The following is a 14,253-nucleotide window of genomic DNA, read 5'->3' as shown; positions in this document are numbered from 1 at the left end:
GATCGCCGGTAATGCTCGATCGCTGGTAACGCCCGCGGGATGCGCCCACAGTGGAGGTCACGACCGACGTGAGGGAGGACCCCGTGATCTCCTTGCCGCTGCTGCCGACGTCGCTGGTCGGGAGCTACGCCCAGCCGGACTGGCTGATCGACCGCGCCAGGCTGGCCGGGCGGTTCCCGCCGCGCGTACGGGCCCGGGAGCTGTGGCGGATCCCGCCGGAGCTGCTCGGCCAGGCCCAGGACGACGCCACGGAGCTGGCGATCAGGGCGCAGGAGCGGGCCGGGCTGGACATCGTCACCGACGGCGAGATCCGCCGCGAGAGTTACTCCAACCACTTCGCGACCGCCCTGGAGGGCATCGACCTGGACAACCCGGGCACCGCGCTGGACCGCAGCGGCCACCCCAACCCGGTGCCGCGCATCGTCGGGCCCATCCGCCGGACCCGCCCGGTCGAGGTGGACGACCTGCTGTTCCTGCGCGCGCACACCCGCCGCGTGGTGAAGGTGACGGTGCCGGGGCCGTTCACGATGAGCCAGCAGGCGCAGAACGAGCACTACCCCGACGCCGAGGCCGCTGCCATGGACTACGCGGCGGCCGTCAACGCCGAGGTCCGCGACCTGTTCGCCGCCGGGGCGGACATCGTGCAGCTCGACGAGCCGTACATGCAGGCCAGGCCGGACGCGGCGCGCGCGTACGGGCTGGCCGCGCTGAACGCCGCCCTCGACGGGATCACCGGCATGACGGCGGTGCACCTCTGCTTCGGGTACGCGGCGATCATCCACGAGCGGCCGGAGGCGTACTCGTTCCTGCCGGAGCTGGCCGGGTGCCCGGTGCGGCAGGTGTCGATCGAGACCGCGCAGTCGGGGCTGGACCTCGGGGTGCTGTCCGACCTGAAGGACAAGACGGTCGTGCTCGGCGTGATCGACCTGTCCACGCCGGAGGTGGAGACCGCCGAGGTGGTGGCGGGGCGGGTACGCAGGGCGTTCGAGCGGGTGCCGCCCGAGCGGATCGTCATCGCCACGGACTGCGGGATGAAGTACCTGCCCAGGCCGTCGGCGGAGGGCAAGATGCGGGCCATGGCGGGCGCAGCGCGCCTGCTGCGGGAGGAACTGGGCGGATCACGATAATTCCTCATGAATATCCCGCCCGGACCGGACGCCCCGCCTTAGGATCATCGCGCTGACCCCTGATCCCAGAGGAGCCCGGAGTGCCAGGAAGCGAGCAGGAGAGCGCGCCCAGCGGGATAGACACCACCAAGCCGAGCGTCGCCCGCGTCTACGACTACATGCTCGGCGGCAAGGACAACTACGAGATCGACCGCCACGTGGCGCAGGCGGCGTTGCGGATCGCCCCGGACGCCCCCGAGGCCGCCCAGGCCAACCGGGAGTTCCTGCGCCGCACGGTGCGGTACCTGGCCGCCGAGGCGGGCATCCGGCAGTTCCTGGACGTCGGCTCCGGCCTGCCCACGCAGGGCAACGTGCACGAGGTCGCCCAGGCCGTCATCCCCGGCGCGCACGTCGTGTACGTCGACCACGACCCCATCGTGCTCGCCCACGGCCGGGCCCTGCTGGCCGTGGACGAGACCACCACGATCCTCGACGCCGACCTCCGCGAGCCCGAGAAGATCCTCGACGACCCGCGCACCCGCGCCCTCATCGACTTCGGCGAGCCGGTCGGGCTGCTGCTGTTCGCCATCCTGCACCACCTGAAGGACGAGGAGGACCCGGCCGGCGTCGCGGCCAGGCTCCTGCGCCCGCTGCCCCCGGGCAGCCACGTGGTGATCTCGCACTTCCACAACCCGATGGAGGCCCACCCCGAGGTGTCGCAGCAGGCCTTCACCGCGGAGAAGCTCTTCAACGAGCACCTCGGCACCGGCCGGTGGCGCACCCGCGAGGAGATCCTCGCCTTCTTCGACGGGCTCGAGCTGCTGGAGCCCGGCCTGGTGCCGCTCCCGGAGTGGCGTCCGGAGACCGGGGACCACCAGGCCGCGCCCGGCATCACGTACCACACCTTCGTCGGCGGCGTGGCGCGCAAGCCGTAGACCAGCCTGTCAGGCCACCGGCAGCTTGCCGGTGGCGACCACCTCGCGGTACCAGTGGGCGCTGTCCTTCCAGGTGCGCCGCATCGTCTCGCGGTCCACGCGGACGATGCCGAACCGCTTGGCGTAGCCGTGCGCCCACTCGAAGTTGTCCATCAGCGACCACACGAAGTAGCCGCGCACGTCCGCGCCGCCCGCGATGGCCTCGCTGACGGCGGTCAGGTGGCGGTGCAGGTAGTCGACGCGGTCGGCGTCGTGCACGAGCCCGTCGGCGGAGACCTGGTCGGGGAACGCTGCGCCGTTCTCCGTGATCATCGTCGGCATGCCGGGGTAGTCGCGGTGCAGGCGCAGCAGCAGCTCGGTCAGGCCGGTCTCGTCGATGTTCCAGCCCATCTCCGTGTACGGTCCCGGCTGCTTGACGAACTCGATGTCCTCGCAGGCGATCCAGGGCGAGGCGGCCCCGTCCTGGTGCCCGTCGGCGGTCTCCTTGGCACTGTCGCCGTCCCACTGGCGCACCAGGGTCGGGTTGTAGTAGTTGACGCCGAGCACGTCCAGCGGCTGGCAGGCGGTGGCCTCGTCGCCGTCGCGCACGAACGACCAGTCGGTCACCGACGCCGTGTCGGCGATCAGGTCCTGCGGGTAGGCGGCCTCCAGCATCGGGCCGAGGAAGGCCCGGTTGGACAGCGCGTCCGCGCGCCGCACCGCGTCCGCGTCACGCTCGGACACGCCGCGCACGTGGTGCAGGTTGAGCGTGACCGACATCTGCGCGTCCCTGGCGGCGGTCGAGCGCAGCGCCTGCACGGCCAGGCCGTGGCCCAGGTTCAGGTGGTGCACGGCGGCCAGCGCGGCGGCGGGGTCGGTGCGGGCCGGGGCGTGCACGCCGGAGGCGTAGCCCAGGTAGGCCGAGCACCACGGCTCGTTCAGCGTGATCCAGGTGCGCACGCGGTCGCCGAGCGTCTCGCCCATGAGCCGGGCGTAGTCGGCGAAGCGCAGCGCGGTCTCGCGCTCCGGCCAGCCGCCCGCGTCCTCCAGCTCCTGCGGCAGGTCCCAGTGGTACAGCGTGGCCACCGGGGCGATGTCCCTGGCCAGCAGCCCGTCCACCAGCCGGTTGTAGAAGTCCGCGCCCGGCCGGTTGAGCGCGCCGCGCCCGCCCGGCTGCACGCGCGGCCAGGAGATGGAGAAGCGGTACGCGCCGACGCCCAGCTCGGCCAGGATGTCGAGGTCCTCCTCCAGGCGGTGGTAGTGGTCGCAGGCGACGTCACCGGTGTCGCCGCCCGCCACCAGTCCGGGCGTGTGGGAGAAGGTGTCCCAGATCGATGGGCCGCGGCCGTCCTCGTTCCAGGCTCCCTCGACCTGGTAGGCGGCGGTGGCGGTGCCCCACAGGAAGTTCTCGGGGAAGGCAGGCATGTCACTCCTTGACGCTGAGCGTGATCTCGATGTGGTCGATCTCGGGGGCCGCGGCGGCGTGCGCCCCGGCATGTCGGAGGTTCCAGGGGGCCGGTGCGCCGCTGGTCCGGCGGGCGCGCAGCCGGTCGCCCCGGCGGGACACCTCGAAGACGGCCGCGGGGCCGCCGTCGGGCGCTGGGACGGTGACGGTGCGGGTGGCGCCGTCCTCGAGCCGGTAGGCGTCGAGGGTGACGCCGTCGGCGTAGTCGTAGTCGGGCCGGTCGTCGCGGGCGCCGGTCGCGATCACCGTGCCCGGCCGCACCAGCAGCGGCAGGCTGTCGAAGCCGTGCCGCTCGGTACGCCAGCCGGGCCCCGTGACGGTCTCGCCGTCGAGCAGCCGCGTCCACACCCCCTCAGGGACGTAGTACGAAATTTCCCCATCCGCTGACAGCACGGGGGCCACCAGCAGGTCGGGGCCCAGCATGTACTGGGCGTCCAGGTAGTCGCAGGCCCGATCACCGGGGAACTCCAGCTGCATGGCCCGCATCATCGGCAGGCCCTCGGTCGCGGCCTGCACGGCGGCGCCGTACAGGTAGGGCATCAGCCGCGCCTTGAGCCGCGTGAACGCGCGCAGCACGTCCACGGACTCGTCGTCGAACAGCCACGGCACCCGGTACGACCCGCTCCCGTGCAACCGGCTGTGCGACGACAGCAGCCCGAACGCCACCCACCGCTTGAACACGGCCGGATCGGGCCGGCCCTCGAAGCCGCCGATGTCGTGGCTCCAGAACCCGAACCCGCCCAGCCCCAGCGACAGCCCGCCGCGCAGCGACTCGGCCATGGCCTCGAACGTCGACTCGCAGTCGCCGCCCCAGTGCACCGGCAGCCGCTGCCCGCCGACCGTGGCCGAGCGCGCGAACAGCACCGCCTCGCCCGGCCCGCGCCGCTCGGCCAGCACGTCGTGGACGGTCTGGTTGTAGATCAGGCTGTAGTAGTTGTGCATCCGCTCCGGGTCGGAGCCGTCGGCGTAGACCACGTCGGTGGGGATGCGCTCGCCGAAGTCGGTCTTGAACGCGTCCACCCCCATGTCGAGCAGCCCGCGCAGCTTGCCCGCGTACCACTCGCGGGCGGCGGGGGAGGTGAAGTCCACCAGCGCCCGCCCGGCCTGCCAGTGATCATCCTGCCAGACCGTGCCGTCCGGCCGGCGCAGCAGGTGCCCGGCCGCCGCCCCCTCGTCGAACAGCGCGGACGCCTGCCCGATGTACGGGTTGATCCACAGGCACACCCGCAGCCCCCGCTCCTTGAGCCGCCGCAGCATGCCCTCCGGATCGGGGAACACCTCCGGGTCCCACTCGAAGTCGCACCACCGGAACTGCCGCATCCAGAAGCAGTCGAAGTGGAACACGCTCAGCGGCAGGTCCCGCTCGGCCATCCCGTCCACGAACGACGTCACCGTGGCCTCGTCGTAGTCCGTGGTGAACGAGGTGGACAGCCACAGCCCGAACGACCAGGCGGGCGGCAGCGCCGGACGGCCGGTCAGCGCCGTGTAGCGGCGCAGGATGTCGGCCGGCGTCGGCCCGTGGATGATCAGGTACTCCAGGTCGTGGCCCTCGGTGCTGAACTGCACCCGCGACACCGTCTCCGAGCCGACCTCGAACGACACCCGGCCAGGATGGTTGACGAACACCCCGTAACCCCGGTTGGTGAGGTAGAAGGGCACGTTCTTGTAGGCGATCTCGCTGCTGGTGCCGCCGTCCTCGTTCCAGATGTCGACGGACTGGCCGTTGCGGACGAGGGGGCCGAAGCGCTCGCCGAGGCCGTACACGAGCTCGCCGGCGCTCAGGCGGAGCTGCTCGATCATGAAGCGCCGGTCGGCGGGGTCGCGCATGACGCCCAGGCTCTTGCCGGAGCTGCGGGTCAGCTCCCGCCCGCCCGCGCTGAACGTCATCTCCCAGGGCGCGTCCCTGCGGACCCGGACGGTCAGGTCGCCGCTGGTCAGGGCGGCCTCCTCGGCGTCCACGGCGATCTTCACCTCGGGCCGGTCGTCCCGTACGGCGAAGGCGGGGGAGTCCGGCACGGACCCGGCGAAGTGCACCGTGCGGACGCGGATCACGTCCGGCATCGGCGACGACAGGTCCACCCGCAGGACCGGCCCGTCGATGGTGTTGCCACGGCGGGTGATCTCCCGCGTCGGGGCGAGGATCCGCAGCGAGCCGTCCCGCGCGGTCACGTCGTAGGCGGCGGTGGCGTAGTCGCCGCGCACGCCGGGACGCATGCGCCAGTAGCCGTCCTTGAACTTCATGCCGAGACGACCTCCGGGCGCAGGGCGGCGACGGCGCGGGGCGCCAGCGTGACATGATCTTCGGCGGGGGAGCCGGTCAGCAGGTCCACACCGGGTTCGGGGATCGGCACGCGTACCGTGGTGCCGCCGTGGTTGAGCAGGAACAGCACCTCGCCCCGGCGCACCGCCTCGACGCCCGGCGGCGGATCGGCCAGCACGCCGCGCACGCCCGCGTCGGCCAGCGCCCGCCCGGCCAGCGCGGCCAGCGCGGCGGGCTCGGGCATCGTGCCCACGTACCAGGCGACGCCCTGCCCGGAGCGGTGCCGCAGGATCGCCGGCCGCCCGGCCAGGTCGCCGTCGGTGAACTCGGCCACCACCTCGGCGCCGTCGGACCGCAGCAGCTCGGTCCAGCTCTCCGCCTCGAAACCCGCCCCGCCGTGCCACCGGCAGGCCACCGGGCCGGACGCGGGCAGCCACTCCTCGCCGGAGGCACCCAGCACCTCACGCAGCGGCACGGGGAAACGCCCGGTCCTGACGTGCGAGTTCGGGTCCACGACGCCGGAGAACGGGCCGACCACCAGCACGCCGCCGCCGTTCACGTACGCGGTCAGCGCCGCGGCGTCCCGGTCGCCGACGAGGAACAGGTTCGGCACCACGACCAGCGCGTACGCCGACAGGTCCGCGTCCGGCGGCACCACGTCCACGCTCACCCCGCGCTCGAAGAACGGCACGTAGTAGCTCAGGAGCTGGTCCACGGCGTTGAGCCGGTCACTCGGCCTGCCGCGGTCCTCCAGCGCCCACCAGCTCTCCCAGCCGAACACCATCGCCACCCGCGCCGGCACCGGCTCGCCCGCCACCTCGGCGAGCCGGCGCAGCTCCTGCCCGTGCGCGCGGACCTCGGCGTGCAGCCGGGTGTCCGCGCCCGCGTGCGGCACCATCGCGGCGTGGAAGCGCTCGGCGCCGAACCGGGAGGCCCGCCACTGGAAGTAGCACAGCCCGTCCGCGCCCCGCGCGACCGCCTGCAGCGACTCCAGCCGGAACTGGCCGGGCGGCTTGGGCAGGTTGTGCTCGCGCCAGTTGACGGCGCTCGTCGACTGCTCCATCAGCAGCCACGGCCGCCCTCCGGCCAGGCCGCGCATGAGGTCGTGGGTGAGCGCCGTCCTGGCGGGGGTGAGCGGGTTGCCCGGCTCCGGGTAGCAGTCGTTGGAGACCACGTCCTGCTCCCCGGCGAACGACCAGTAGTCCACCCGCTTGAAGAAGCCCATGAAGTTCGTGGTGACGGGGAGGTCAGGGGTGTGGGCGCGCAGGATGTCGCGCTGCTCGCGGAAGTGGGCGAGCAGCTCGGCCGAGCAGAAGCGCCACCAGTCGAGGCGCTGGGTGGGATTGATGATGTACGGGGCGCGGCGCGGCGGCACCACCTCGGCCCAGTCGCCGTACCCCTGGCTCCAGAACGTGGTGCCCCAGGCCTCGTTGAGGGTGGCCAGGTCGCCGTAGCGGTCGCGCAACCAGGTGCGGAACGCCTCGGCGGACACGTCGCAGTGGCAGACCTCGCCGTACTCGTTGCCCACGTGCCACATCGCCAGCGCCGGGTGGGCGGCGTACCGCTCGGCCAGCGCGGTCGTGATCGACTGGGAGCGCTCCCGATACGGGCCCGAAGAAGGGCAGAACTGGTTGCGCGAGCCGTACCAGAGCCGGTGGCCGCCCTCGTCCACCGGCAGCGTCTCCGGCCAGCGGTGGCCCAGCCACGGCGGCGGCGAGGCCGTCGGGATCGCCAGATCCACCGCGATGCCGTGCTCGCCCATCAGGTCGAGCACCCGGTCCAGCCAGCCGAAGTCGTGCCTGCCCGGCTCCGGCTCCAGCCGCGCCCAGCTGAACACGCCGACCGTGACCAGGTTGACCCCGGCGGCCCGCATCAGCTCGGCGTCCTGCTGCCATACCTCCTCCGGCCACTGCTCCGGGTTGTAGTCCCCGCCGAACAGCAGCCCGCGGCCCTCGGTCAGCGTGTGCATCCCTGGCCTCACCATCTGCCCCCTTCACGTGGTGGCGCGGAGCTGTCCCCGACCACCAGACGGCAGGGCAGCAGCCGCCGCTGCGGCCCGCCCTGCGACTCCTCCTGCAACCTGCCGATGAGCATGCGGGCGCCCAGCCGCCCCAGCTCGGCGCTGGGCGGCTCCAGCGTCGTGAGCCGGGGATGGAACATCCCGGCCACCCGCGCCGACGACAGCACCAGCAGCAGCGTCAGATCCTCCGGGATGCGCCGCCCGTGCCGCGCCACGGCCGCGATCACGCCGACGGCCGCGTGGTCGTCCATCACGGCCAGCGCGGTCACGTCCGGGTGGGCGTCCATCAGGTCCTCGAACGCCTTGCCGCCGTCCTCGGCCGAGCCGGGGCGGTGGCCTCCCACGTACGCGATGCCGGCCTCCCGCGCCGCCCGCTCGAACTCCGCCCCGGCGCGGATCGCGGGCCCGTACTGGGCGGCGTGCGTGTCCTCGGAGAGGTTGAAGAAGGCCAGCTTGCGATGCCCCAGCCCGGTCACGTGCGCCACCGCGTCCCTGGCGGTGGCGGCGAAGTCGATGTCGGCGTGGTCGATCCCGTCCGGCTCGCGCGTCCGCCCGATCATCGCGAACGGCACCCCCGACTCCGCCAGGAACGCCGTCCGCTCGTCGTCGAGACCCACCTCCATCAGCAGCACCCCGTCCACCAGCCCCAGGCCGGTGAGGTGGCGCAGTTCCTCGATGGGGTCGGCGCTCTCGGGGGACAGCAGCAGGTGATACCCCAGCTCGCTGGCCGCCTCGGCGGCGCCGGTGGCGAACTGCATCTCGGTCAGCCCGAAACCGCTGCGCGGGGCGGGGAACAGCAGGGCCAGGATGCGGGTGCGCTTGCTCTGCAGGCCGCGGGCCAGCAGATTGGGCCGGTACCCGAGCTCGGCGGCGGCCCGCTCGACCCGCCGCCTGGTGGCCGCGGCCACGGGGCGGGTGCCGTTGAGCGCGGCGGACGCGGTGCTCACGGCGACCTGGGCGCGCTCGGCCACGTCACGTAGCGAGGTCATGGGACTCCGGGGTGGGCGGGCCGATATGAGAGTCGAAACGTTTCGCACCACGCTAAAGTCCGGTTTATGGGGATGTCAATGGTCAGTATTCGGGCGGCCGAAACTTGCGAGAATCCCGCTCCGGCCTGAGCCTCCTCCGCGCGGGGACGGTCCCGGAGCGGCTTCACTACGGTACGTACCTCAACCGCTACAAGGAGGATGAGGGTGCGCCGCTCGGGACGATTCATCGCGCTGCTCACGGGGGTGTCGCTGATCGCGGCCCTTTGCGTTCTGCTCGCGCGGCTCGGCGTCCTCGACACCGCGAACGACGCGATCGGCTTGGTCGCCGGGCTGACCGGGGTGGCGGCCTGCTGCGGGGCGCTGTGGCGCTGGCTGCTGCGCGGCCCCCGCACGGCCGCCACCCCGCCCGAGCAGGTGGACAGCGCCAGGGCCGCGCTCGCCGGCGCCGTCCTGGCGCGGTGGCGGGCCGAGGCCGCGCTGCGGCACCCGGGCGATCCGCTGCCCGTCGCCGTGTGCTGGGGGCCGACCAGCCTGCCGGGCGCGGCGCCCCACGACGGGCCGCCGCTCGCCGGACCGGGCGCGCAGGCCGCGGTCCCGGCCGAACGGCTGCTCGCCGCCCCGCAGCGATGGCTGGTGGTGCTCCTTCCCCTGCCCGGACGGGACCCGGAAGGCCCGCGGGCGGGGCGGTGGCCGCCCGAGCAGACGGTGCCCGGGCAGGCCTCCGGGAGCCACGTTCGCTAGTACACGTACGGCCAGCCGGCCGAGTCCCAGCCGATGAGGTTGATCCCCAGCTTGGGCGTGCCGCCCGCGTTGCCGTCGTAGTAGTGGTAGACGAGCAGGTCGCCGTCCACGTCGGACATGACGCTCTGCCCGCCCGGCCCGACGATGCTGCCGTGGGTCTCCAGCACCATCGTGCCGCCGCCGCTCAGCATCGACCGGCCCGAGCGGTCGGTGTACGGGCCCGTGGGGCTGGTCGAGCGGCCGACCTTGATCTTGTACGTGCTGTCGAGGCCCGCGCAGCACCGGTCGTAGGAGGCGAACAGGTAGTAGTGGTCGCCGTGCCGGACGACGTCCGGGGCCTCGACCGCGTGCGGGGCGTCGGGGCGGGTGGCCAGGTGGTGGAGCGTGCGGTCGGAGGAGTGCCGCTTGCCGGTCGCGGGGTCGAGCCGGATCATGCGGATGCCCGTCCAGTACGAGCCGAAGCTCAGCCACCACCGGCCCGAGGCGTCCACCAGGAGGTCCGGGTCGATGGCGTTGTGGTCGTCGCTGGTCGTGGTGGCGTAAACGACGCCCTGGTCGGTCCACGTGCCCGGCTGGCCGGTCGAGCTGGTGGCCAGGCCGATCGCGGAGTTGTTGGAGCCGAAGCTGGAGACCGCGTAGTACATCAGGTATCTCCCGCCCTGCTGGGAGATGTCCGGCGCCCACGGGTCGTTGCCGGAGGAGTACGTCCGCCACCACGACGGCGGCGTGCGGAAGGCCGAGCCGGCCCGGGCGAAGTTGATCCGGTCGGTGGAGGTGCGGGCCTCCAGGTAGCCGTGGGTGGAGTACAGGACGTACCCGGACGAGGTGCGGATCATCGTGGGGTCGTGCACGACGACGTCACCGGTGACCCGGCCGGGGTTGGGGTAGGCGAACGCGGCGCCCATGAGCGCCAGCGCGCTCGCGGCGGTGACGACGAGACGGGACAGGCGGCGCAAGAGTCCTCCTCGGGTGGGTCGGACGCTGCGCCGGTGCGTCGCAGGCAATGTAGGCGCGGTTTTCCGCGACCGTCAACCCGGTGGTGAAACTTACATGCCTCTGGCCTGCCGAGCTGCGGTGACGCCGGGAGCGGGTGGCCCCCTCTTGACAAGGGGTGTCAGCGTTCGTAGGTTCGGGCCGCTTTCGTCCGTGGTGTTAACGCTAACATCATCGTCCGCGGAGGCTGCGCCGCGTCACCCTTCCCGGCCGGACCGCTCGGGCCCGGCCGGTTCTCCGGCATGGGAGGTTCAGCTCACCACGCGATACCAGATGTTCGTGGCGGTCGGCACGTGGCTGACGCTGATCTGTTCGAGCCGGACGTTCGTGCCGCCCGGGTGCTCGAAGAGGCGCACGCCGTCACCGAGGAGCACCGGCGCCACCATCGTGAGCACCTCGTCCAGCAGGCCCGCCTCCAGGCACTGACGGGCGACGTTCGCGCCGAGCACGTTGACGTACTTGCCGTCCGCCGCGGCCTTCGCCGCCGCGACGGCGTCGGGCAGGCTGCCGAGGAACTCGACGCCGGGCACCGGCGTGTCCGGGACGTGGTGGGTCAGCACGATGTGCGGTCCCTGCCAGGCGCCTTCGAACGCGCCCTCCTTCTCCGTGCCCTTGTTCGGGTCGTCGCCGCGGAAGGTGCGGTTGCCCACCAGCAGCGCGCCGGTCCGGGCGGCGAGGTCGTCCGCCTGCGGGTTCGGGCCGAGGTGCGGGGCCAGCCACGACATGTCGCCGCCGGGCCCCGCGATGAAACCGTCAGCCGACATGGTCACCGAGTACAGCAGTTTGCTCATGACCTGTAGACGATCGCGCCCGGCGGAAGTCATCGTCCAGGGGGAGCGGTGGAGCGGCGCTGGATCAGCTCGATCGGGCCCGCCAGCACCTCGGCCACCGTGTCGTCCGGCTTCAGGCTGCCCAGCAGCGTCACGCCGCGCCTGCCCAGCTCCGCCAGCGGCATCCGCACCGTGGTCAGCGCCGGGTAGAGGTAACTGGCCAGGTCGAGGTCGTGCACGGCCACGATCGACACGTCCCGCGGGATCTCCAGCCCGGCCGCCCGCACCCCCTCCATCGCCCCGATGGCCGAGGCCACGTTCGCCACGAACACCGCCGTCGGCGGCTCGGACCCGGCCAGCAGCCGCGCCATGGCCGCCGCCCCGCCCGCCGGCGTGTAGTCGGCCGCCACGATCGGGCCCTCCGGCAGGCCCGCCTCGCGCATCGCCGCCGAGTAGCCGGCCGACCGGCGCGCGGCGGTGTCGGCCCGCGACGGGCCCGCGAGGTGGGCGATGCGGCGGTGGCCGAGGCGCACCAGGTGCTCCACGGCCAGGGCGGCGGCCCGCTCGTCGTCGAGGATGACGTAGCGCTTGACGCCCCTGCTGCGGTTGTTCAGCATCAGCCAGGGGATGGCGGCCTGGTCGAGCTGATGGGTGAGCGTGGTGTCGTCGCCGGTGCCGGCCAGCAGCAGCCCGTCGATGCGGCCCTGCCCGATGCGGTCCATGTACTCGCCGAGCCCCGCCCCGGTCGCGCTGCCGGTGACCAGCACGTACCCCTGCGCCGCCGCCTCCGCCTCCGCGCCCTTGATGATCTCGGCGTAGACGGGGTTGGCGAAGTCGGGGATGAACAGCCCGAACATGTGCGCCCGCGACGTCCGCAGGCTGCGCGCGGCCACGTTTGGCCGGTAGCCCAGCTCGTCGATGGCCGCCAGCACCCGCTCGCGCGTCTCCTGGCGGATGTTGAGCGTCGGGTCCTTGTTGACCACGCGCGAGACGACGGCCCGGTCCACCCGGGCCATCGCGGCGACGTCGGCGAGCGTCACGCGGGAGCGCTTCATGCGCTCGATCCTGGACGCACGCTCTGCCCGCTGTCCATCGACCGGTAGAGCGCGTCGAGCAGCCGCAGAGTGCCGAGGTTGTCGCGGCCCGACGTCTCCGGCTCGCCGCCCTCGGCGATCGCCCTGAGCAGGGATCCCATCGGCCCTGCCACCGCGTCGGGCAGCCAGCGCCGCGTCACCGGGTACGGCAGCCAGCCGTCCGTCGGCACCGCCCGGCTGCTGACCTCCAGGGTGTCGGGGCGGCCGTGCGGGTAGTCGTACAGCAGGCCGAGCGTGCCCCTGATCGCGCCCTCGGTGCCGTCGATGCGGAAGGACGCCTCCCCGTCGCCGGTGCGGTTCTCGTGCGTGGCGTGCACCAGCGCCCGCACCTCGCCCGGGTAGACCAGCGTGCTCATCGTGCGCGTCTCGCCCTTGGCGAGCTGGCCTGGCGTGCGGCTGCCGGTGCAGAAGACCAGCTCCGGGTCGCCGAGGACCGAGCGGATCGCGTCCAGGTAGTGGATGGAGTGGTAGACGATCTCCAGCCGGTCGGTGGTGACCAGCCAGTCCCACGCGCTCCAGTCGGTGAGGATGTTCACGGTGAACGTCATCGCCGTCGGCTGCCCGATCCACCCGGCGCGCACCATGGCACGGGCGGCGGCGATGCCCTCGTCGAAGCGGAGCTGCTGGTTGACCGCGACCTTCAGCCCCGTGGCCGCCGCCACGTCCACGATCCCCTGGCCGGTGGCCACGTCCGGCGCGAACGGCTTCTGGCACAGCAGGTGCTTGCCCGCCGCCAGCGCCTGCCGCGCGACGGCGGGCTGCGCCTGCGGCGCGACCGCGATGTCCACGACCGCGACCCGTTCGTCGGCCAGCAGCTCCTCCAGCGAGGCGTACGTCCTGGGCACCCCGTGACGGGCGGCCACCTCGGCGGCGCGCCCCGCGTCGAGGTCGAACAGCCCGGTCACCTCCAGCCCGGCCTGCCGGTAGGCGGGCAGGTGGGCCACGTCCACGATGGCCCCGGCGCCGACGATCGCGACCGGCCGGCGGTGCTCCGCCGGGATCGACAGGTCGGCGGCGGCCGCGATGGGCGCGAACACGTCGATCAACGCTCCTCCATCCGGTAGAAGTGGGCGGCGGTGCCGCCGAGCACCATCGCGCGCTCGGCGTCGTCCAGCCCCGACAGCGCCACCTGCGTCTCCCGCCACACCGTGGCGTAGTCGCCGGCCAGCGTGGCCACCGGCCAGTCGCTGCCGAACATCAGCCGCCCGGGCCCGAACAGCTCCAGCGCGTGCTCGACGTACGGCCGCAGGTCCTCGCCGGTCCAGGTCGCGGCGTCGGCGGCGGTGTTCAGCCCGGACACCTTGGCGTACACGCCGGGGCACTCGGCCGCGCGGGCCAGCAGCGACGCCCACGGCTCCCAGCCCCTGCCCTTGATCGGCGGCTTGGCCAGGTGGTCGATCACCATCCGCAACCCCGGCACCCGTTCGGCCAACACCGGCACGTGCTCCAGGTGCCGCGGCAGCACCGCCACCACGTCGAACGGCACCCCGGCGGCGGCCAGCAGCTTCAGCCCCTCGATGACCGGCTCCTGGAGCAGCCAGTCGGGGTCGGGCTCGTCGTGGATGAGATGCCTGACCCCGGCGAACCTGGGATGCCGCCGGTAGCGCTCCAGCGCCCGCGCCGCCTCCTCGGGCCGGAGCAGCGGCACCCAGCCCACCACCGCGCCGACGAAGTCGTACGCGTCGGCCTGCGCCAGCATGGCGTCGGTGTCGGCGTAGGAGTCCATCGACTGCACCAGGACGGTGCGGTCCACGCCCGCCGCGGCGAGCTGGGGGATGAGCTCCTCCGGCTCGAACGTGCGGAAGATCGGCCCGGACCCGGGCGTCAGCCAGGGGTACGAACCCGTCTCCAGGTTCCAGAAGTGCTGGTGGGCGTCGACGACGGGCATCCGGCCCCTCCTC

General features: G+C 73.0%; 12 protein-coding genes. 3 read left to right on the top strand and 9 right to left on the bottom strand.

The features are described 5' to 3' along the window. The first annotated feature begins 83 nt into the window (after window positions 1–83). Both AB0I79_RS29430 and AB0I79_RS29425 read left to right on the top strand, forming a co-directional pair. Complete coding sequence (locus AB0I79_RS29430; protein WP_357879353.1) at window positions 84–1,127, top strand: uroporphyrinogen decarboxylase family protein; 1,044 nt, start codon at window positions 84–86, stop codon at window positions 1,125–1,127. Window positions 1,128–1,207: 80 nt separating this feature from the next. Continuing rightward, window positions 1,208–2,041 (top strand): SAM-dependent methyltransferase, encoded by an 834-nt coding sequence (locus tag AB0I79_RS29425; RefSeq protein ID WP_357879350.1) that lies wholly within the window; start codon window positions 1,208–1,210, stop codon window positions 2,039–2,041. Between the two features lie 9 nt (window positions 2,042–2,050). Here the strand turns inward: AB0I79_RS29425 and AB0I79_RS29420 are convergent, their stop codons facing one another. The 4 genes from AB0I79_RS29420 to AB0I79_RS29405 are packed head-to-tail and all read right to left on the bottom strand — an operon-like array spanning window position 2,051 to window position 8,754. Further along, complete coding sequence (locus AB0I79_RS29420) at window positions 2,051–3,445, bottom strand: GH1 family beta-glucosidase (protein ID WP_357879347.1); 1,395 nt, start codon at window positions 3,443–3,445, stop codon at window positions 2,051–2,053. A gap of 1 nt (window position 3,446) precedes the next feature. Next, window positions 3,447–5,726 carry an alpha-xylosidase gene (gene yicI, locus AB0I79_RS29415; protein WP_357879344.1) on the bottom strand — a complete coding sequence of 760 codons (2,280 nt, stop codon included), beginning with the start codon at window positions 5,724–5,726 and terminating at the stop codon, window positions 3,447–3,449. Then, the gene (locus tag AB0I79_RS29410; RefSeq protein WP_357879341.1) at window positions 5,723–7,714 is read right to left on the bottom strand and encodes a beta-galactosidase; all 1,992 of its coding nucleotides are present in this window, start codon (window positions 7,712–7,714) and stop codon (window positions 5,723–5,725) included. The genes yicI and AB0I79_RS29410 overlap by 4 nt, the downstream gene beginning before the upstream one ends. An 8-nt stretch (window positions 7,715–7,722) precedes the next feature. After that, window positions 7,723–8,754, bottom strand: coding sequence for a LacI family DNA-binding transcriptional regulator (locus AB0I79_RS29405; protein ID WP_357879338.1), 1,032 nt, complete (start codon window positions 8,752–8,754; stop codon window positions 7,723–7,725). A gap of 204 nt (window positions 8,755–8,958) precedes the next feature. On the opposite strand from AB0I79_RS29405, the gene AB0I79_RS29400 reads away from it, so the two are divergent. Further along, window positions 8,959–9,495 carry a hypothetical protein gene (locus tag AB0I79_RS29400; RefSeq protein ID WP_357879335.1) on the top strand — a complete coding sequence of 179 codons (537 nt, stop codon included), beginning with the start codon at window positions 8,959–8,961 and terminating at the stop codon, window positions 9,493–9,495. Here AB0I79_RS29400 and AB0I79_RS29395 read toward each other — a convergent pair. The 5 genes from AB0I79_RS29395 to AB0I79_RS29375 all read right to left on the bottom strand — a co-directional run bounded on the left by AB0I79_RS29395 (window position 9,492) and on the right by AB0I79_RS29375 (window position 14,240). Then, complete coding sequence (locus AB0I79_RS29395; protein ID WP_357879331.1) at window positions 9,492–10,451, bottom strand: arabinan endo-1,5-alpha-L-arabinosidase; 960 nt, start codon at window positions 10,449–10,451, stop codon at window positions 9,492–9,494. The two genes, AB0I79_RS29400 and AB0I79_RS29395, sit on opposite strands and share 4 nt — an antisense overlap. Before the next feature lie 288 nt (window positions 10,452–10,739). Continuing rightward, the gene (locus AB0I79_RS29390; RefSeq protein WP_357879328.1) at window positions 10,740–11,279 is read right to left on the bottom strand and encodes a dihydrofolate reductase family protein; all 540 of its coding nucleotides are present in this window, start codon (window positions 11,277–11,279) and stop codon (window positions 10,740–10,742) included. A 29-nt stretch (window positions 11,280–11,308) separates the two neighbouring features. Further along, window positions 11,309–12,313 carry a LacI family DNA-binding transcriptional regulator gene (locus AB0I79_RS29385; protein ID WP_357879325.1) on the bottom strand — a complete coding sequence of 335 codons (1,005 nt, stop codon included), beginning with the start codon at window positions 12,311–12,313 and terminating at the stop codon, window positions 11,309–11,311. Next, a complete protein-coding gene (locus AB0I79_RS29380; RefSeq protein WP_357879758.1) occupies window positions 12,310–13,389 on the bottom strand; it encodes a Gfo/Idh/MocA family oxidoreductase in 1,080 nt (359 codons plus the stop codon). The genes AB0I79_RS29385 and AB0I79_RS29380 overlap by 4 nt, the downstream gene beginning before the upstream one ends. Window positions 13,390–13,394: 5 nt before the next feature. Further along, entirely contained in the window at window positions 13,395–14,240 is an 846-nt protein-coding gene (locus tag AB0I79_RS29375) for an amidohydrolase family protein (protein ID WP_357879322.1), read from the bottom strand. Window positions 14,241–14,253 lie beyond the last annotated feature (13 nt).

Origin of the sequence: Nonomuraea sp. NPDC050202 (genome assembly GCF_040656115.1) — a bacterium.
Classification (GTDB): Bacteria; Actinomycetota; Actinomycetes; order Streptosporangiales; family Streptosporangiaceae; genus Nonomuraea.
Note: the sequence above shows the minus strand (reverse complement) of the source record. Positions and strands in the feature narration are given on the sequence as shown.